This window comes from Herbaspirillum robiniae (assembly GCF_002213415.1).
In the GTDB taxonomy this organism is placed as follows: Bacteria; Pseudomonadota; Gammaproteobacteria; order Burkholderiales; family Burkholderiaceae_D; genus Herbaspirillum; species Herbaspirillum robiniae.
This window is the reverse complement of sequence record NZ_NJGU01000019.1, coordinates 20,616-39,708: the sequence shown is the minus strand read 5'-3', so window position 1 is coordinate 39,708 and position 19,093 is coordinate 20,616. Positions and strand designations below refer to the sequence as shown.

The 19,093-nt window shown below is 65.1% G+C and carries 19 protein-coding genes; 9 read left to right on the top strand and 10 right to left on the bottom strand.

Annotated elements, in window-relative coordinates; translation table 11 throughout:
* Window positions 1-3: 3 nt before the first annotated feature.
* Window positions 4-750: a 2,3-diphosphoglycerate-dependent phosphoglycerate mutase gene (gene gpmA, locus CEJ42_RS23875; RefSeq protein WP_079217239.1), complete on the bottom strand. Its 747-nt coding sequence runs from the start codon at window positions 748-750 to the stop codon at window positions 4-6.
* Between the two features lie 160 nt (window positions 751-910).
* On the opposite strand from gpmA, the gene CEJ42_RS23870 reads away from it, so the two are divergent.
* The 5 genes from CEJ42_RS23870 to CEJ42_RS23850 all read left to right on the top strand — a co-directional run bounded on the left by CEJ42_RS23870 (window position 911) and on the right by CEJ42_RS23850 (window position 3,764).
* Window positions 911-1,324: a rhodanese-like domain-containing protein gene (locus CEJ42_RS23870; protein WP_079217240.1), complete on the top strand. Its 414-nt coding sequence runs from the start codon at window positions 911-913 to the stop codon at window positions 1,322-1,324.
* The gene (gene grxC, locus CEJ42_RS23865) at window positions 1,321-1,581 is read left to right on the top strand and encodes a glutaredoxin 3 (protein WP_079217241.1); all 261 of its coding nucleotides are present in this window, start codon (window positions 1,321-1,323) and stop codon (window positions 1,579-1,581) included. Before CEJ42_RS23870 ends, grxC begins: the two co-directional genes overlap by 4 nt.
* Before the next feature lie 50 nt (window positions 1,582-1,631).
* Window positions 1,632-2,123 (top strand): protein-export chaperone SecB, encoded by a 492-nt coding sequence (gene secB, locus CEJ42_RS23860; RefSeq protein WP_079217242.1) that lies wholly within the window; start codon window positions 1,632-1,634, stop codon window positions 2,121-2,123.
* Window positions 2,124-2,264: 141 nt separating this feature from the next.
* A complete protein-coding gene (locus CEJ42_RS23855) occupies window positions 2,265-2,714 on the top strand; it encodes an SH3 domain-containing protein (RefSeq protein WP_088752765.1) in 450 nt (149 codons plus the stop codon).
* Window positions 2,715-2,759: 45 nt separating this feature from the next.
* Window positions 2,760-3,764, top strand: a complete 1,005-nt coding sequence (locus CEJ42_RS23850) for an NAD(P)H-dependent glycerol-3-phosphate dehydrogenase (RefSeq protein ID WP_079217244.1) — start codon at window positions 2,760-2,762, stop codon at window positions 3,762-3,764.
* A 100-nt stretch (window positions 3,765-3,864) separates the two neighbouring features.
* On the opposite strand, the gene CEJ42_RS23845 is transcribed toward CEJ42_RS23850, so the two are convergent.
* The 6 genes from CEJ42_RS23845 to CEJ42_RS23820 form a co-directional block, all read right to left on the bottom strand.
* Window positions 3,865-4,119 (bottom strand): hypothetical protein, encoded by a 255-nt coding sequence (locus CEJ42_RS23845; RefSeq protein ID WP_079217245.1) that lies wholly within the window; start codon window positions 4,117-4,119, stop codon window positions 3,865-3,867.
* A gap of 427 nt (window positions 4,120-4,546) precedes the next feature.
* Window positions 4,547-5,137, bottom strand: coding sequence for a GNAT family N-acetyltransferase (locus CEJ42_RS23840; protein ID WP_079217246.1), 591 nt, complete (start codon window positions 5,135-5,137; stop codon window positions 4,547-4,549).
* A 78-nt stretch (window positions 5,138-5,215) separates the two neighbouring features.
* Window positions 5,216-5,863 carry an HAD family hydrolase gene (locus CEJ42_RS23835; protein WP_088752764.1) on the bottom strand — a complete coding sequence of 216 codons (648 nt, stop codon included), beginning with the start codon at window positions 5,861-5,863 and terminating at the stop codon, window positions 5,216-5,218.
* Between the two features lie 57 nt (window positions 5,864-5,920).
* Complete coding sequence (gene ccsB / locus CEJ42_RS23830; RefSeq protein WP_088752763.1) at window positions 5,921-7,075, bottom strand: c-type cytochrome biogenesis protein CcsB; 1,155 nt, start codon at window positions 7,073-7,075, stop codon at window positions 5,921-5,923.
* A 154-nt stretch (window positions 7,076-7,229) separates the two neighbouring features.
* Complete coding sequence (locus CEJ42_RS23825) at window positions 7,230-9,377, bottom strand: cytochrome c biogenesis protein ResB (protein WP_088752762.1); 2,148 nt, start codon at window positions 9,375-9,377, stop codon at window positions 7,230-7,232.
* Between the two features lie 396 nt (window positions 9,378-9,773).
* Window positions 9,774-10,436: a c-type cytochrome gene (locus CEJ42_RS23820; RefSeq protein WP_079217250.1), complete on the bottom strand. Its 663-nt coding sequence runs from the start codon at window positions 10,434-10,436 to the stop codon at window positions 9,774-9,776.
* A gap of 205 nt (window positions 10,437-10,641) precedes the next feature.
* Here CEJ42_RS23820 and yihA point away from each other — a divergent pair, with 205 nt between their 5' ends.
* From yihA to CEJ42_RS23800, 4 genes are all read left to right on the top strand, one after another.
* Window positions 10,642-11,355 (top strand): ribosome biogenesis GTP-binding protein YihA/YsxC, encoded by a 714-nt coding sequence (gene yihA / locus CEJ42_RS23815; RefSeq protein WP_079217251.1) that lies wholly within the window; start codon window positions 10,642-10,644, stop codon window positions 11,353-11,355.
* Between the two features lie 296 nt (window positions 11,356-11,651).
* Window positions 11,652-12,677, top strand: coding sequence for a porphobilinogen synthase (gene hemB, locus CEJ42_RS23810; protein WP_088752761.1), 1,026 nt, complete (start codon window positions 11,652-11,654; stop codon window positions 12,675-12,677).
* A gap of 16 nt (window positions 12,678-12,693) precedes the next feature.
* Window positions 12,694-13,680, top strand: coding sequence for an RNA polymerase sigma factor SigJ (gene sigJ / locus CEJ42_RS23805; protein ID WP_088752760.1), 987 nt, complete (start codon window positions 12,694-12,696; stop codon window positions 13,678-13,680).
* Window positions 13,681-13,795: 115 nt separating this feature from the next.
* Window positions 13,796-14,257, top strand: coding sequence for a carboxymuconolactone decarboxylase family protein (locus CEJ42_RS23800; protein ID WP_079217254.1), 462 nt, complete (start codon window positions 13,796-13,798; stop codon window positions 14,255-14,257).
* A 358-nt stretch (window positions 14,258-14,615) separates the two neighbouring features.
* On the opposite strand, the gene CEJ42_RS23795 is transcribed toward CEJ42_RS23800, so the two are convergent.
* The 3 genes from CEJ42_RS23795 to CEJ42_RS23785 all read right to left on the bottom strand — a co-directional run bounded on the left by CEJ42_RS23795 (window position 14,616) and on the right by CEJ42_RS23785 (window position 18,892).
* Entirely contained in the window at window positions 14,616-15,824 is a 1,209-nt protein-coding gene (locus CEJ42_RS23795) for an ABC transporter substrate-binding protein (RefSeq protein WP_079217255.1), read from the bottom strand.
* Window positions 15,825-16,025: 201 nt separating this feature from the next.
* On the bottom strand, window positions 16,026-17,615 hold the full coding sequence (locus CEJ42_RS23790; protein WP_088752759.1) for an aldehyde dehydrogenase (NADP(+)): 1,590 nt from the start codon (window positions 17,613-17,615) through the stop codon (window positions 16,026-16,028).
* Between the two features lie 137 nt (window positions 17,616-17,752).
* The gene (locus CEJ42_RS23785) at window positions 17,753-18,892 is read right to left on the bottom strand and encodes an iron-containing alcohol dehydrogenase (RefSeq protein ID WP_088752758.1); all 1,140 of its coding nucleotides are present in this window, start codon (window positions 18,890-18,892) and stop codon (window positions 17,753-17,755) included.
* Window positions 18,893-19,093 lie beyond the last annotated feature (201 nt).

Here is a 19,093-nt window from a genome sequence, read left to right as displayed (position 1 = left end):
GTTTTATTTCGACTTCCCTTGGTTGGCCACCGCCTTCAGCGCGGCTTCGATGGCCGACTGGTCGCCCAGGTAGTAGCTCTTGATCGGCTTGAGGTCGGCGTCCAGCTCATACACCAGCGGCTGGCCGTTGGGGATGTTCAGGCCGACGATGTCGTTGTCGCTGATGCCGTCCAGGTACTTGATCAGGGCGCGCAGGCTGTTGCCGTGGGCCGAGACGATGATCTGCTTGCCGGCGCGGATGGCCGGGGCGATGGAGTCGTTCCAGGCCGGCAGCACGCGCGCCACGGTGTCCTTCAGGCATTCGGTCAGCGGCACCTGCTCGCGCGACAGGCCGGCGTAGCGGGCGTCGCCGAAGGCGTCGCGCTCGTCGCCCACCGGCAGCGGGTTGGGCGGGGTGTCGTAGCTACGGCGCCAGACCAGCACCTGCTCGTCGCCGTACTGGGCGGCGGTCTCGGCCTTGTTCAGGCCTTGCAGCGCGCCGTAGTGGCGCTCGTTCAGGCGCCAGTCGTTCTTCACCGGGACATACATCTGGTCCATCTCGTCCAGCGTGGTCCACAGGGTGCGGATGGCGCGCTTCAACACCGAGGTGTAGGCCAGGTCGAACTTGAAGCCGGCTTCCTTCAACAGCTTGCCGGCCTGGCGGGCTTCGGCCACGCCCTTCTCGGTCAGGTCGACGTCGACCCAGCCGGTGAAGCGGTTGGCCAGGTTCCAGGTCGATTCGCCGTGGCGCATGAATACGATCTTGTACATAGTGGGACTTTTCTGATGATGGATAAAGCGGGGCGCGGGCGGCGCAAACGCCAGGGCCGCGGCGGCTTCCGGACCCTTGCAGGGCAGGCGATGGCAATAATGCAAACCGCGAATGCTTCTATTTTATAATGCCGGGATTCAGTAAACTCATTGGACAGCCGTGAAATTCATCATCGACAATATTTTCCTGATCGCTCTGGCCTTGGTCTCCGGCGGCGCCCTGCTGGTTCCTTACATCCAGCAGCGCGGCAATAAGCTCACGCTGCTGCAGGCCACGCAGATGCTCAACCAGGGCAAGACCCTGGTGCTGGACGTGCGCGACGCCGACCAGTTCGCCGCCGGCCACCTGCGCGACGCCCGCAACATCCCGTTGAAGGAGTTGCCGCAACGCATCTCCGAGCTGGACAAGCTCAAGGGCCGCCCGGTGATCGTGGTCTGCCAGAACGGCACCCAGGCCAACCGCGCCGAAGCCACGCTGAAGAAGGCCGGCTTCACCGAAGTCTACGGCCTGAACGGCGGCATCGCCGCCTGGACCGGCCAGGGCCTGCCGCTGACCACCAAGGACGCAAAATGAGCGCCCCGGTCGTCATGTACTGCACCGCCGTGTGCCCGTACTGCGTGATGGCCGAGCGCCTGCTCACCAGCAAGGGCGTGGCGCAGATCGAGAAAATCCGCGTCGACCTCGAACCTCAGCAGCGCGAGCTGATGATGCAGAAAACCGGCCGCCGCACCGTGCCCCAGATCTACATCGGCGACACCCATGTCGGCGGTTTCGACGATCTGAGCGCACTGGACCGCGCCGGCAAGCTGGACCCGCTGCTGCAAGCCTGACGCCACGGCAGCAACTACAATCAACGTTTCACCGAACCTGAAAGAGATCCATGTCGGAACAGAACCAACAAGAGCAGCAACCCGTTTTCCAGATCCAGCGCGTCTACCTGAAGGACCTGTCGCTGGAACAGCCGAACTCCCCGGCCATCTTCCTGGAACAGGAAGCCCCGGCCATCGAGGTGTCGGTGGACGTCGGCGCCGAAGCGCTGGCTGAAGGCGTGTTCGAGTCGACCGTGACCATCACCGTGACCGCCAAGGTCAAGGACAAGGTGGCCTTCCTGGTCGAGGGCAAGCAAGCCGGCATCTTCGAGATCCGCAACGTGCCGGCCGAACAGCTGGACCCGCTCCTGGGCATCGGCTGCCCCAACATCATCTACCCGTACCTGCGCGCCAACATCGCCGACGCCATCACCCGCGCCGGTTTCCCGCCGGTGCACCTGGCCGAGATCAACTTCGAAGTGTTCTACCAGCAGCGCCTGCAGGCGCTGGCCGAGCAGCAAGGCGCCACCCTGGTCAACAACGGCTCGACCGCCGTCAACTGATCGCCCGCCGCATGCCTGCCGGGATGCGGGCCTGATCCGAACAGTCGGTGACAGGCCAGCCGCCCGGCGCGCGGACATCCCGCCGCGGCCCGCGCTTTGCGCGTGTGCCGCGGCGCATCCCCTCCTGCGGAGAATCCAACGATGAAACGCCTGTCCCTGATCCTTTCCGCAACCCTGTTCTGCGCCTTCATGGCCAAGGACGCCATGGCCCTCGACTTCAAGTCGGTCGGCGCCTCGCCCGTGATCATGTACGACGCACCCTCCGAGAAGGGTCGCCGCGTCTATGTCGCCCCGCGCGGCATGCCGGTGGAAGTGGTGCTGACCTACGGCGAATGGAGCAAGGTACGCGATGCCGCCGGCACGCTGTCGTGGATGCAGTCCAAGGCGCTCACGCCCAAGCGCATGCTGGTCGTGTCGGCCGCCAATGCGCGCATCTTCAACGGCGCCGATGAAAACAGCCCGGTGGTCTTCTCCGCCGACAAGAACGTGCTGCTGGAAATGCTGGAAAGCCCCAACAACGGCTGGGTGAAGGTCCGCCATCGCGACGGCCAGACCGGCTTCGCCAAGGTCGGCGACGTCTGGGGCGACTAAGCCCGCGCCGCCATCCGCATCCATCTCAGCGATCGACGCCATCCAATGAAAATCACCATCCTGGGCGCCGGCGCGTGGGGCACCGCCCTCGCCATTCCGCTGGCGCGCAAGCACGACGTCATCCTCTGGGGCCGCAACGCCGAGGCCATGCAGCAGGCCTCGCAGCAGCGCGAAAACCAGCTTTACCTGCCCGGCTTTCCGCTGCCCGCCGAACTGGCGGTGAGCGCCGACTTCGAGGCCGCGGTAGGCCACGTATGCGCCGATCCCGGCGATTCGCTGCTGATCGCGGCGTCGTCCGTGTCCGGCCTGCGCGACCTGGCGGGCCATCTCAAGGCGTATCCGATTCCGAATCTGGTCTGGCTGTGCAAGGGGCTGGAAGAAGGCACGCGCCTGCTGCCGCACCAGATCGTGCAGCAGGTGCTGGGCGCGGAGCTGCCGGCCGGCGCGCTGTCGGGCCCCTCGTTCGCCCAGGAAGTGGCGCGCGGCCTGCCGTGCGCGCTGACCATCGCCGGCGCCGACGCCACGCTGTGCGAGCGGGTGGTGGCGGCGGTCCACGGCAACAACATCCGCATCTATTCCAGCGACGACCTGGTGGGCGTAGAGATCGGCGGCGCCGTCAAGAACATCCTGGCGATCGCCACCGGCGTGGCCGACGGCCTGCAGCTGGGACTGAACGCGCGCGCCGCGCTGATCACCCGCGGCCTGGCCGAGATCACCCGACTGGGCGTGGCCCTGGGCGGCCGGCCGGAAACCTTCATGGGCCTCTCGGGCGTGGGCGACCTCATCCTGACCTGCACGGGCGATCTTTCGCGCAACCGGCGCGTGGGCCTGGGCCTGGCCAAGAACAAGAAGCTGGACGACATCGTGGCCGAGCTGGGCCATGTCGCCGAAGGGGTGCGCTGCGCCAAGGCGGTACGCGAACTGGCGCAGGAAAAGGGCATCGACATGCCGATCACCGATGCGGTGGCGGCAGCCTTGTTTGAAGGGGTGACGGTGCAGGAAATGGTATCCCGGCTGCTGTCCCGGGACCCGCGCGAAGAAACGGTCTGAGCGCCGAACCCTGCGCGCCGGCTTGCCCCGCCGGCAAGCCGATCAGAGCGATTAAAGAAATGCCGCCGTGCCCGTTGCCGGGTACGGCGGCATTGTTGCATCAGCGGGCGATGATGTCGCTTTCCATCTTGGGGCGCTTGAAGCGCTGCGGCGAACCGCCCTCGACGATGTCGTCCATCTGCTTGGAGATCTTGTCGTAACGCGAATTGCAGTCGTCATCCTGGGGCGCGGCGTCGGCGCCCTTGAGGCGCTTGGCCAGACGGGAAGCGCGCGCCTCCCCGCCCATGACGTATTGTTGGGCGGCGCGGCCGGCGTGGTTATTATTGGCGGTCTTGTTGCGTTGAATAGCTTGCATCGTATTTCCTCTTACGTCGCTTGACGCTTAAAGTCCTTCGTTCCTGAGGCGAAGAACCGGCAGCATCCCGGCACAAATGCTTAACTCCGGGCAACTGCTCCAGATACAGAAGCGTCCTTCTAAACGGACGCTTTAAGTATGTAACGCGCCAATCGCGATTTGGAATACGTGAAAAGTCAGTATTTTGTCAGCCAATTTCGAATTATTTTGATGCAGGATTTTTACGCTGCTGCGCAAAAATGGCGCAAACCCCCGCCAACACTGGCTGACAGCGCTGTCAGCAAACCCATGTTTGTGCACGTTTTCGGAACAAAATAAAAACGAAACAATTGTTGCCAAACGTATCGATCAGGCGAAATGGCGCAGAAAAACGACGCCTGGGACGAAGAATTTCTTGTTGGAAATTGCGAGAAAGTAAAAAACCGCCTCAGGCGGCCGCCGGCACCGACAGGCCGAGATCGGACGGCACCAGCGAAAACACCTTGGCGTCGCGCGGCTCGCCGTGGAACACCAGCCGGTTGCGGGCCAGGCATTCCAGCGTGGCGCCGGTCTTCTCGGCCACCCGCTGGCTGCGCAGGTTGCCGGCCTGGGCCACGATTTCCAGCCGGGTCAGCCCGGTCTTGGCGAAGGCGAAGCCCGCCGCCGCCCGCGCGGCCGTGACCGCGATGCCGCGCCCGGTGTAACCCTCGCGCACCCAGTAACCGAGGTTGGCGAGCTGGTTCAGCTGGCTGATCTGGTTCACCGCCACCGATCCCACGATGAGTCCGGTGGAGCGCTCGATCACATTGAAGTCGTAGGCGGCGTTGACGCTCCACTGCTCGATACTGCGCTGCAAGAACTGCTTGGCGTCGGCCAGCGAATAATCCTGCGTGCACCAGGCCTCCCATTCGCTGATTGCGCGCTTGGAGCGATGCACGGCGTCATACAGGGCGGCCGCCTCGCGCAGGCCCAGCGGACGCACCTCGATGTGGCGGTCGCAGTAAATGATTTGGCGGTCGCGGTCTATGTGACGGTTCATGCTCGATGGGCAGGTTGGTAGGCGCTTGCCTTCGATCTTACCTAAATTCGCCGGCCTTGGATCCGGCACGTGGCCGAATCAGGCCAGGTGCGGATGCAGCTGGGCCAGGCGCGCGATGACGGAGACGCCGTCAGGCATCTCCGGATGCACGCCGTGCTCCTGCAGCGCGATCACCTTCATGCCGGCCGCCAGGCCTGCCTGCACGCCGGGCAGGCTGTCCTCCACCACGGCGCAGCGCGAGGGCGCCACGCCCAGGCTGTCGGCGGCGAACAGGAACAGCGCCGGATCCGGCTTCCAGCGCTGCACGTCGTAGGCGCTGTAGATGCGGCCGGCGAAATACGGCAGCAGGCCGGTCACGCGCAGGCAGAGTTCGATCTTGTGATGCGGCGCGTTGGACGCCAGCGCATAGGGCACGGCCAGCGCCTGCACCATTTCCAGCGCGCCGGCGATGGGCTGCAGGCGCTGCTCCAGCATCACGGCCATGAGCGCGCGCAGCTCGGCCTCGAAACTGGCCGGCAGCGGCTTGCCGTGCAGCTCTTCGATGCGGGCCAGGCACAGCTTCATGCTCACGCCGCGAAATTGCGCCAGCGCCTGCTGCGCGGTGAGGTCGACGCCATAGGCGGCGACGTGCTCGGACCAGGCCTGGGCCGCCACCACTTCGCTGTCGACCAGGGTTCCGTCGCAATCGAAGATGACCAGGTCGATCGCGTTGCCGGGGTCTTTCATGTGTTTTCCTCTCTCAGAATGGCGCCTGCCATCCTGATGAAGGATAGGCAAGCGCGCTCAAAGTTCGCCGTAGGAATGCAGGCCGGAAAGGAACATGTTCACGCCCAGGAAGGCGAAGGTCGTCACCAGCAGGCCGACCAGCGCCCACCATGCGGCGACCTGCCCGCGCAGGCCCTTCATCAGGCGCATGTGCAGCCAGGCCGCGTAATTGAGCCAGACGATCAGCGCCCAGGTTTCCTTCGGGTCCCACGACCAGTAGCCGCCCCAGGCCTCGGCCGCCCACAGGGCGCCGAGAATGGTGGCGATGGTGAAGAAGGCGAAGCCCACGGCGATCGCCTTGTACATCACGTCGTCCAGCACTTCCAGCGAAGGCAGGCGGTCGGCCAGGATGCCCTTTTCTTTCAGCAGGTAGGCCACCGCCACCATGGCCGCCAGCGCGAAGGTGCCATAGCCGATGAAGTTGGCCGGCACGTGGATCTTCATCCACCAGCTCTGCAGCGCGGGCACCAGCGGCTGGATCTCGGCCGCATCCCGCGAGACGGTATACCACATCAGGAAACCGACCGCCGCCGAGATCACTGTCAGCACGAAGGCGCCCAGCTGGCGGGTGGCGTAGCGCTCTTCGTAATACAGGTAGAACAGCGCCGTGATCATGCAGAACAGGATGAAGACTTCGTACAGGTTGGAGATGGGGATGTGGCCGACGTCGGGGCCGATCAGGTAGGACTCGTACCAGCGCACCATCATGCCGGTGAAGCCCAGCAGCACCGCCGCCCAGCACAGGCGCGAACCGATCGCGGAGCCGGTGCCGGCGCGCGTGGCCAGGCCGCCCCAGTAGAACAGGGTGGAGAGGAAGAACAGCGCGCTCATCCACAGGATCGCCGACTGGCTGGAGAGCATGTACTTGAGGAAGAACTTCTTGTCGGCCATCTCCAGCGCGCCGCCGTACATGGCGATGGCGCCCAGCGAGAAGATCGCGATCAGCGCCATCAGCAGGCGCGCCGACTTCCAGTGCCAGCCCAGCCAGGCGAAGGTGGGCGCGGCCAGCAGCAGCACCGCCTTCTCGTAGTAGTCCATGAAGTCGCCGAAACGCGCGAACGCGTACAGCGAGCCGGCGACCAGCGCCGCCGCGTAAATCCAGTCCACCGCGCTCAGGCGGCGAAAGAAGCCCTGCTCCTGGGTATAACCTTGGGTTGCTTCCGTCAATTCCATTCCGTTCTCCACTGCGCTCCTGCTGCCATGCTAGCGGCGGCGCCGCCAGCCCATATATGCGCAGGATGATAACCGCCATATGCCGGCGGCACGGTCTCCGTCATGTATATCGATTGCCGGCTTATCGTATATTGCCGCGCCGGCTCTTGCCCGTTCAGGATGAAGCGCCGGCGGTGCCCGCCAGCCTTGCCTTCATCTGCTCGAATTCCTTGTCGAAGTCCAGCGTCTTGCGCTGGGTGCTCATGGCCATCAGCGCGCGGCTGCCGGCGCCGGCTTCGCCCGGCTTGATCCAGATCCACAGGCGGCGTTCGCGGATGTAGAGCATCGCGAACACGCCCAGCACCAGGAACAGGCAGCCAAGATAGACCACTTTCTTGCCCGGCGAACGCGTCACCTGCAGCACCGATGCCTTGATCTCCTGGAAGCTTGAGAGCTGCAGGAACACCGGCGCCGGATAGAAGGCCGAGTCGGCCAGCGCATTGATCGCCAGCTGCAGGTACTTGCCGTGCGCCTCGTCGCTCTTGACCGGCTCCAGTCCGTCCTTGACGCGCGCGGCCTGCCACAGCTCCCACATGCTGCCGTTGAGTATCTTCATGAAGATGTCGGCCGCCTTCTCCTGCTCGGCTGCGGGCAGCTTCTCGAGGAAGCGCGTCACCGCGATGAAGCCGGACACCTTGCCGTCGCCGGCGAAGATGTCCAGCCCGCGCTGGGCCGACTGCTGCAGTTGCTCGCGCAGCGCGGCCGGCGCTTCGCGGCCGCCGGCGATCGCCTGGCGCGCGTAGCGGCGCGCCGCTTCCTCGCGCAAGGCCGGATTGGCCAGCGCCGCGCGCAGGCGCATCCACTCGGCCACGCTGTCGTTGTCGTCGGCCGGAATGCGCAGGTAGCGGAACGGCTGGTCGGGTTGCTCGCGCATGCCGGCCAGGAACACGTAGGCGCCGTCGATCTGCAGCGACTGCATGTAGTTGAAGTATTCGCGCGCCTGGCCGGTCTTGTCGCGCAGCTTGTACTGCACGCTCGGGCCGACGTTCTTGAAGTCCTTGCTGTTGACGCTCTTGGCGCTGGAGCCGAGGTGCTTGTCGAGGTCGCCCATGAAGCCGCGGTTGACGGTCTTGCCGACGTTGACCGCGCGCGCGTCGCCTGCGTTGGAGGCCGCGCCGCTGCCGGCCGCGTTCATGTTCTCCACGTTGAAGGGGCGGAAGCCGCTCCACTCCACCGTGTAGTCGCCCATGCCCGGCGGCAGCGGCGTGCTGCCGCTGACTTCGCCGGCGATGTCGAAGCGGCCGTTGTCGCCGCCGCGCATCGGGTAGCCGACCAGCTTCAACTTGCTGCCGCCGTCTTCGAAGCTGGACTGGTAGATCGCCACGTTCTTGTAGATCAGCGGCTCGTTGACCTTGATGGTGGCAGCGGTTTCCTTGCCGGTTTCATGGTCGCGCACCACCACCTCGCTGGCGAACAGCTTGGGCATGCCGGTCGAGTAGAAGTCGATGATGAAGCGCTTCAGATGGATGGTGAACGGCAGGTCCTGGATCATCACGCCGTCTTGCTGCGGGATGATCGCGGTGCTGCTGGCCGAGCCCTCCGGAATCATGGTGTTGCCGCGGAAGGTCGGGTTGCCGATGCCCAGGCGATAGCGGTCGGGAATCTGCGAGATGATGCCGTTGCCGGCGAACGCGGCCTTGCCGTAGAACCATTGCTGGAAGCGGATCGGCAGGTCGGAGTCGAGCAGGCCGCCCAGGCAGATGATGACGATGGCCGCGTGCGCGAAGATGTAGCCGAACTTGTTGGCCGCGCCCTGCTTGGCCGTCAGCAGCGTGCCGCCGTCCTTGTCCAGCAGCCTGACCTTGTAGCCCTTCGCGCCCACCTGTTTGGCCAGCCGCGCGGCGGCCTGCGGCGGCGCCTCGGCGAGGCTCCATTCGAGCTTGTGGTGGAAGTTGCGCAGCGACTGCTCGCGCACGTTGTCGCGCCAGCTCTTGACGTCGCGCAGCATCTTGGGCGCGTTGCGCGCGATGCACAGCGAGGTCGACAGCACCAGGAAGCCCATGATCAGCAGGAACCACCAGGCCGAATACACCGCGTACAGCCCCAGCTTGTTGAACACCTCGAACCAGAACGGGCCGAACTGGTTCACGTAGTTGGGCATCGGCTCGTTCTGCTTCATCACCGTGCCGATCACCGAAGCGATGGCGATCAGCGTCAAGAGGCTGATGGCGAAACGCATCGATGACACCAGTTCCACCGCGTCGCCGACCCAGCGCTGCCTGGTCCTGATCTGAATCCCTTGGGTACTGCTGCCCGTCGTCATAAATCCTGCCTTATTCCTGCCTGAGCGGAGCCTGCGCGGCGCCGCTGTATGGGTTCGCCTTGCCGGTCGGCAAAGCATGGTCAACCCGGGATTTTACCGTCCCCGGCGAAAGTCCGTGATACGCGGCTGCGTAGTCGCGATATGCGCAAACGCTTATCTGGCGCGGGAGACGCGCCCAAAACGCGAACCGGGAATATTTTCGCCGGGCCATCGGCGCCCGGCCCGGTTCGGATGCCCGGCGCATTCGCCGCCCATGGTGATGCGAGCAGCGATGTCGCGCCAGGAGCTGCATCAAGCCCGGGCGAAAAATCGGCGAGGAAATCCCGGACCGGGACGCGGACGAAAAAAGAGGCGGCACGATGGCCGCCTCCCGTTGCCGGATCCGCACGCGTCCTTTTACTTCAGGCCGGCGATGTAGTCCGCCACCGCCTTGATTTCCTTGTCCGACAGGCGCTCGGCGATGGTCACCATCTGCGGGCTGTTGGCGCGGCCGCCGCCACGGAAATTGGTCAGCTGGGCCACCGTGTAATCCTGGTGCTGGCCGGCCAGGCGCGGATACTGGGCCGGAATGCCGGCGCCGTTCGGGCTGTGGCAGCCGGCGCAGGCGGGCACGTTCTTGGCCGCGATGCCGCCGCGCCAGATCTGCTTGCCCAGGTCGATGGTGTCCTTGTTCTTGGCCGCGCCCGGCTTGGGCGCCTGCGTCGCCAGGTAGGCCGCGACGTTCTTGATGTCTTCATCAGAGAGCGCCTTGGCCAGCGGCGACATCACCGGGTTGTTGCGCTCCGGCGTGCGGAAGTTCATCAGCTGCTTGGCGATGTAGGCCTCATGCTGGCCGGCCAGCCTGGGGTTCTGGGTAATGGTCGAGTTGCCGGCCGCGCCGTGGCAAGATACGCAGGCCACGATGTTGCGGGCGTTGTCGCCGTTGGTATAGAGGGTTTCACCTTTGGCCGGATCGGCCTTGGCTACTGCTTTTTTTTCTTCAGCTGCGCTTGCCAGTGTCGATACTGCCAGCAATGCAACAAACACGGTATGCAAGAGCGGGGAAAAGGCACGGTTCATTCGTCACCCTAATACTTATTGTGGAATTGGAAGATTTTGCCCGTTTGGCGGCTGGCTGCCCCCATACCAAATGCCGGTCTTTTGACCTGTCTCCAATGGCCGCCATATTTTTTGATTGCTTGGCGTCAACACGGCAATGGGTATCGGGCCATTGTACAATAGCTTTTCCGCGTTTTTCGTCCCCTCTTTCGGATTTCCCCCCACCATGTCGCAACTTTGGCAAGCCCGCTTTTTCACCACCGTCAATCACCTGCGGGACCTGCCCAAGACCACCGTGCCCGAGATCGCCTTTGCCGGCCGCTCCAACGCCGGCAAGTCCACGGCAATCAACATCCTGTGCAACCAGAAGCGCCTGGCCTTCGCCTCGAAGACCCCGGGCCGCACGCAGCACATCAATTACTTCTCGGTCGGCGGCGCCCACGTGGGCCAGCACCGCAACGACGAGGCGCGTCCGGATGAGATCCGCGCCATGGTGGTCGACCTGCCCGGCTACGGCTATGCCGAGGTATCCGGCGGCGCCAAGCACCACTGGCAGGCGCTGTTGGGCGACTATGTGCGCCACCGCCCGCAGCTGGCGGGCCTGGTGATGATCGTCGATTCGCGCCGGCCCTTCACCGACCTGGATATCCAGATGATCGAGTGGTTCGCCCCCACCGGCAAACCCATCCATTGCATCCTGAGCAAGGCCGACAAGCTCAACCGCAACGACGCCACCAATGCGCTGCGCCAGGCGCGCACCTTCCTGGCCAGCTATGTGGACGACAACGGCGAGCCCTTCCCCTTCACGGCCCAGCTGTTCTCCGCGCTCAAGCGCATCGGCCTGGACGAAGCAAACGAACGCATCCTGCAGATGGCAGGCCTGGACAAGGATCCGGTCGACACGGACGCAGAAGTCCCCGCCGACGACAACGGAGAATGACCGGGAGCAAAGCGGGAAAGCCGGAAAAAGGGTAAAACGGAGCGGCCAGAAAAAAGGCCCCGGAGAAAGGGGAACAATCTCCGGAGCCGAACGCCTTTCGCTTGCGCGATCAGCCCCGCTCAGGGAGGGAAGGGGAAGCGGGGGGCAACGAATTGCCCGAACGTAAGATAGAGTATCCCCACGGAAAGTTGCAGGCCCCTCCTCCGATATCTGCAATTTTCAGAACTTAGTGACGTTTACATAGAATTTATTCTAAGTTGACGCCAATTAGCGACACTTTGAACTGAAAGATTCTGATGCCAGTTTCCGATTCCCGCCAACACGCTTCCGCCGCCTATCCCGCCATCCGCATGCGCCGCATGCGCCGCGACGCTTTCTCGCGCGCCCTGATGGCCGAAAACGTCATCACCAGCGCCGACCTGATCTACCCGGTCTTCGTCCAGGAAGGCCAGAACCTGCGCACCGCCGTGCCTTCGCTGCCGGGCGTGGAGCGCCTGTCGCTGGACACGCTGCTGCCGGTGGCCGAGGAATGCGTGAAGCTGGGCGTGCCGGTGCTGGCGCTGTTCCCGGTGATCGATCCCAAGCTGAAGACCCCCGACGGCATCGAAGCCACCAACCCGGACGGCCTCATCCCGCGCGTGGTGCGCGCCCTGAAGGAACGCTTCCCCGAGCTGGGCGTGCTGTGCGATGTCGCGCTGGATCCCTACACCAGCCACGGCCAGGACGGCGTGCTGGACGACACCGGCTACATCCTGAACGACGAAACCATCGCACTGCTGGTCAGGCAGGCGCAAACCCAGGCCGACGCCGGCGTCGACGTGGTCGCCCCGTCCGACATGATGGACGGCCGCATCGCCGCCATCCGCGCCATGCTCGAACAGCAGGGCCACATCTACACCCGCATCATGGCCTACTCGGCCAAGTACGCCTCGGCCTTCTACGGCCCCTTCCGCGACGCGGTCGGCTCGGCCGCCAACCTGGGCAAGGGCAGCAAATCCACCTACCAGATGGATCCGGCCAACAGTGACGAAGCCCTGCGCGAAGTGGCGCTGGACCTGCAGGAAGGCGCCGACATGGTGATGGTCAAGCCGGGCATGCCGTATCTGGACATCGTGCGCCGCGTGAAGGACGAGTTCCGCGTGCCGACCTTCGCCTACCAGGTCAGCGGCGAATACGCCATGATCAAGGCCGCCGCCCAGAACGGCTGGCTGGACCACGACAAGACCATGATGGAAGCCATGATGGCCTTCAAGCGCGCCGGCGCCGACGGCGTGCTGACCTACTTCGCGCTGGACATCGCGCGCAAGCTCAAGCAGGCCTGATCCCCTGCGGCCAGCCATGAGCGCCAGCGCGCATACCGACGCCACCGACATTTTCACGCGCCACCGGCCGCGCCTGTTCGGCGTGGCCTACCGCATGCTCGGTTCGCGCAGCGATGCCGATGACGTGCTGCAGGACGCGTGGCTGCGCTGGCACGGCCAGGACGCGCAAGCGCTGGAGTCGGCCGAAGCCTGGCTGGTCACCGTGGTGACGCGCCTGTGCATCGACCGCCTGCGCCAGGCGCAGCAGGAGCGCCAGTCCTACGTCGGCCACTGGCTGCCCGAACCGCTGGTGGACCTGGCCGACACCGCGCCCGACATCGACCTGTTCGGCCACGCCCTGCTGGCGCCCTCGCCCGAGGCGCTGCTGGAGCAGCACAGCGACGTCTCGTTTGCCTACCTGCTGCTGCTCGAACGCTTGAAGCCCGAGGAGCGCGCCGCCTTCCTGCTGCGCGAGGTGTTCGACAACGACTATCCCGACATCGCCGCCATCCTGCAAAAAAGCGAAGCCGGCTGCCGCCAGCTGGTGCATCGCGCGCGCGAGCGCCTGGCCAGGCTGGAGCAATCCGACCAGCGCGGCGCCGCCCCGCGCAAACCCTTGCCGGCGGCGTCCTCCACCGTCTCGCGCGAGGCCCACGACACCCTGCTGCAGAAATTCATGCAGGCGGTGCAAAGCGGCGAACGCGAAGCCATGCTCGGCCTGCTGGCCGAAGACGCCCGCCTGATCGGCGACGGCGGCGGCAAGGTCGCCTCCTTCCCGCATCCGCTGTTCTCGGGCCAGCGCATTTCCTGGCTGTACTACGCCAACATCCGCCGCTTCGGCGAGCGCATCGCCTACCGCCCGGCATGGATCAACGGCAGCCCCGGCCTGTTGCGTTATGTGGATGGCAAGCTGGAATCGGCCCAGGTGCTGGAGACCGAGAACGGCCTCATCGCCGAGATCTACGTGGTGCGCAATCCGGACAAGCTGGCCGCGATCGCGCGCCAGACCCTGCCGCCGGCCTGAAAAAGTTTTTTTCGGTTTTTTCAGAAAACCTGTCACAAGCCGACATGGCGCTCCGTCTTATGGATGTACACCGGCCAATCGCGCCGGCGTCATCCAAACCCATAGGAGAATTGCCATGTCCGACTTCAAGCAACGCCTGCCCCACGCCAAACTGGCCGCCCCCGCCTTCAACGCCCTGCTCAAGACCAGCGAGGCCATCCACACCAGCGGCGTCGATCCCAAGCTGCTGGAACTGATCTTCCTGCGCGTGTCGCAGATCAACGGCTGCGCCTTCTGCGTGGACATGCACTCGCACGACCTGCTCAAGTCCGGCGAAGACCAGCAGCGCCTGAACACGCTGGCCGCCTGGCGCGAGATTGCCTTCTTCACCGAACAGGAACGCGCCGCGCTGAACTGGGCCGAGCGCTTCACCGACCTGCAGAAGCAGGACGGCGAAAAGGAAGACGCCGCCTTCGCCCTGATGAAGGAGCACTTCAGCGAATCCGAGATCGCCAACATCACCTTCGCGGTGGCCATCATCAACGCCTGGAACCGCCTGGGCGTGTCGATGCGGCCGCAGGTGGCGCGCCGCGCCTGAGTACCGTCCCGGCTTGATCGGGGCGCGAAGAACGACCTAAGAACGACGCCGGGTCCCGGCCTGCGCCGGGACGACAAGAAGGCGGGAACTCGAACCGATTGTGGTTCAGGTTTTCTCCTCAGCGTCGTCCCGGCGCAGGCCCGGACCCAGTGTCGTTGAGCTACCGTCAAACACCGGAAAAGGCCGTCAAGTCCTCCGCAGTAGAACGCATCAATTGCCAACGACGAACAGACGAAAAAAAAACGCACCCCGGTCACCCGGGATGCGCTGAACATGGTCCGATCCACATCAGACTTGGTGCTCAAAATCTTGCGGGCGATCGCATGTCGACCACCCGTCTTGTCGCTTCACCTGCGCATCACTTCCACAGCGCGCATTTCGATTCCGCCTTGGTCATGTACGCCTGCTCGCCGGGGATGGTCTGCACCAGCTTGTAGTAGTCCCAGGGACGCTTGGATTCGGACGGCTTCTTCACTTCCATCAGGTACATGTCGTGCACCATGCGGCCGTCCGGGCGGACCACGCCGTTGCTGGTGAAGAAGTCGTTGATCTTGTTCTTGCGCAGGTAGTCCATGACCTTGTCGGCGTCGGTGCTGCCGATCGCCTTGACCGCCTTCAGGTACTGGCCCACGGCCGAGGCGTCGCCGGCCTGGAACATGGTCGGCATCTTCTTCATCTTGCCGAAGTAGCGGTTGCCCCAGGCGCGGGTCTGGTCGTTCATGTCCCAGTACCAGCCGTCGGTCAGGTACATGCCTTGCGTGACCTGCAGGCCCAGCGCGTGGGTGTCGGTGATGAAGATCAGCAGGCCCGCCAGCTTCATCGACTTGTTCACGCCGAACTCGTTGGCCGCCTTGATGGCGTTGATGATGTCGCCGCCCGCCACCGCCAGGCCCAGGATCTGCGCCTTGGAGGATTGCGCCTGCAGCAGGAAGGACGAGAAGTCCGAAGTCGCCAGCGGCGCACGCACCTGGCCGACCACGGTGCCGCCGCCGGCCTTCACGACATCGCTGGTGTCTTTTTCAAGCGAGGTGCCGAAGGCATAGTCGGCCGTCACGAAGAACCACGACTTGCCGCCCTGCTTGGTGATGGCGGCGCCCGTGCCGCGCGCCAGCGCGGTGGTGTCGTAGGCGTACTGGATGGTGTAGGCGTTGCACTCCTCGTTGGTCTGGCGCGTGGTGCCGGCGCCGACCGAGATGAAGACCTTCTTCTTCTCGCCCGCGACCTTGCCCATGGCCAGGCTGGCGGCCGAGTTCACGCCGCCGACCAGCATGTCGACGCCGTCGCGGTCGAACCATTCGCGCGCCTTGTTGGCGGCGATGTCAGCCTTGTTCTGGTGATCGGCGAAGACGAACTCGATCTTCTTGCCGTTGATGCTGCCGCCGGCGTCGGCAATGGCCATCTTGATGGCCTCGATGCCGCCCTGGCCGTCCATGTCGGCGTAGGTGCCGGACAGGTCGGTGATGAAACCGATCTTGATGGTGTCGCCCGCGGCCTGTGCGGGCAGGGATGCGCCGAACGCGGCGCAGACGGCGGCCGACAACGCCACGCGTTTGATGATGTTCTTCAACAAGGTCTCCTCCTGTAGATGAAAGCCGCGGCATGTACCGCCAGCCCGTTTCGATTTCTTGTGGTGTTCTTGTTCGACGCCGCAATCGAGTGCGGCGAAGCTGCTGCAAGTGCTGCGTAGTCTGTTGCGGTGTTGCCGGCATGCGTCCCGGCTTTACTGCCTTGCCAGACGCATGCCTTGTTGCTTCTTCTATGTCGCCGATCAGCCGATGACGGCGCGCGTCTGTTCGCCGTCCACCAGGCGCATCAGGCCCAGCGGGTTGGCGTTCTTCAGCGGCGCCGGCAGCATCTGGTCCGGGTAGTTCTGGTAGCACACCGGGCGCAGGAAGCGCTCGATGGCCAGCGTGCCCACCGAGGTGCCGCGCGCGTCCGAGGTGGCCGGATACGGGCCGCCGTGGACCATCGCATCGCACACCTCGACGCCGGTCGGGTAGCCGTTCAACAGCAGGCGGCCGGCCTTCTGTTCCAGGATCGCGATCAGGTCTTCATTGCCCTGCAGGTCGCCGATCTCGGCTTGCAGCGTGGCGGTCAGCTGGCCGTGCATGTTGGCGGCGAAGTCCAGCAGCTGCTCGCGGCTTTCCAGTTCGACGATCACGGTCGAGGGGCCGAACACTTCTTCTTCCAGCGGCGCTTCTTTCGAGAACAGCAGCGAGGCGTCGGCCTTGAACAGGTGCGGCACCGCCTGGGTGTAGCTGCTGCCGCCGGTGGAGATCACCTTCACGCCGGGCAGCTGGGTCAGGCGCGCCACGCCGCTGTTGTAGTGCGACAGGCCGCCGCTGTTCAACATGGTGGCCGGATTGGTGCCGCCGAAGGCCGCCGACAGTTGCTCGATGAAGGCGGACAGCTCGGGCGACTTCACGCCCATCAAGAGGCCTGGGCTGGTGCACAGCTGGCCGACGCCGACCGTGACCGAGCCGGCCAGGTCCTTGGCGATCGCCTCGCCGCGCACCTTCAGCGCTTCGGGCATCAGGATGATGGGGTTGATGCTCGACATTTCGGCGAACACCGGGATCGGCTGCGGACGCGCCGCCGCCATGTCGCACAGCGCGCGGCCGCCGCGCAGCGAACCGGTGAAGCCGACCGCCTGGATGCCGGCGCTCTTGACCAGCTGGGCGCCGACGCGGTCGCCGTAGATCATGTTGAAGGTACCGGCCGGCATGCCGGTCTTTTTCACTGCGCGCTCGATGGCGTCGGCCACCAGTTCGGAAGTCACCAGGTGGCCGGTGTGGGCCTTGAACACCACCGGGCAGCCGGCGGCCAGCGCGGCTGCGGTATCGCCGCCAGCCACCGAGAAGGCCAGCGGGAAGTTGCTGGCGCCGAACACGGCCACCGGGCCCACGCCGATCTTGTACTGGCGCACGTCCGGACGCGGCAGCGGCTTGCGTTCCGGCAGCGCGGTGTCGATGCGTGCGCCGTAGAAATCGCCGCGGCGCAGGACCTTGGCGAACAGGCGCATCTGGCCGCTGGTGCGGGCGCGCTCGCCGGACAGGCGAGGCGTGGCCGGCAGCGCGGTCTCGCGCGAGACGGCGGCGAGGAAGTCGTCACCCAGCGCGTCGATCTCGTCGGCGATGGCTTCCAGGAAGGCGGCGCGCTGCTCCGAGGTGGTGGCGCGGTAGGCCGGGTATGCCTTTTCCGCGGCGTGCACGGCGGCGGCCACTTCCTTTTCGGTCGCGGTCAGGAAGGGGATGTCGAACAGGGCGCCGGTGGCGGCGTCGACGCTGTGCAATTGGTCGCTGCCTTCGCCGCTGCGCTGGCCGCCGATGTAGTTGTGTCCGAGGATCTTGAAGCTCACGGTGTTCTCCTGCTGTGTTCGTTGGCGCCGTCCTTGCGGATCATGCGCGAATGGCCGCGCCCGCAAAGCGGGAACGGCCGGTCTGGTCGATCAAGCTGTTGCGCGCATCGCTGCGCGCACGCCCTCATTGTGTGCCATCACATGGACTGCTGCAGCATGCGCTCGTAGTCCGCTTCCGACGCCACGCGCGGATTGGTCTTGTGGCTGTGGTCGGCCAGGGCGCCCTTGATGATCCTGGGGAACAGGTCGGTGGTCACGCCCAGCTCGCCCAGCCCGGCCGGCAGGCCCAGGCGCTTGCTCATGGCCTTGATCGCGAGGCCGATCTCGGCGCCGCTCTGCAGGCCCATGGCATGCGCCATGCGCGCCATCTTGTTGTCCTTGACCATGGTCTCGGCGCTCTCGTTGAAGGCGATGATGGCCGGCAGGAAGATCGCGTTCAGGGTGCCGTGGTGCAGCTTGGGATTGATGCCGCCCAGCGAGTGCGACAGGCTGTGCACGCAACCCAGGCCCTTCTGGAACGCCAGCGCGCCCTGCATCGAGGCGCTCATCATGTTCAGGCGCGCTTCGCGGTCGCCCGGCTCCTTGGTGGCGCGTTCGATATGGCCCCAGGCGCGCCACAGGCCGTCCAGTGCAATGCCGTCGGCCGGCGGGTTGAACGACGGCGCCATGAAGGTTTCCAGGCAGTGGGCGATGGCGTCCATGCCGGTGGCGGCGGTCATCAGCGGCGGCAGGCCCAGCGTCAACTCCGGATCGCAGATGGCGACCTTGGGCACGATGAACGGCGAGAGCACGCCGACCTTGCGGCCGTCGTCCAGGATCAGGATGGCGCCGCGGCCGACTTCGCTGCCGGTGCCGGCGGTGGTCGGGATGGCGATCACCGGCGCAGTCTTGGCGGTGATGTTGGACAGGCCGCCTTCGATCAGCGCGAAGGATTTCAGCGGACCGTCGTGCGTGCCGCATACCGCCACGCCCTTGGCCAGGTCGATCGAAGAGCCGCCGCCGACGGCCACGATGCCGTCGCAGCCGGCTTCGCGGAACATCGCCACGGCGCCGCGCACGGCGTTTTCGTTCGGGTTCGGGGGAGTCTGGTCGTAGACGGGCACGGCGGCGCCGTCTTTCAGCTGGCCCAGGACCTTGTCCAGGAGGCCGGCGTTGCGGATGCCCATGTCGGTGACCACCAGCGGCTTCTTGATGCCGATGCGTTCGCATTCCTGCTGCAGCAAGGACAGCGCGCCGTAGTCGAACTGGACCTGGGTAATGTAATTGATGAGTGCCATCACATAGCCTTGATTTATAGATGTCACCAAAGTCGGCTGCTGACGGCGGGATCCTCACGGGATCCCGCCGGCGCCGCTCTTCCCTCTGGTGTCCTGCTTTTGAAAGCCAGACTCTAAGCCAAGGCGAGGCGCTTGGCTAATGAGAGCTGTTGATATGGGTATAACCAACGGTCATACTTGAGCCTTTCCCACGGAAAGCCC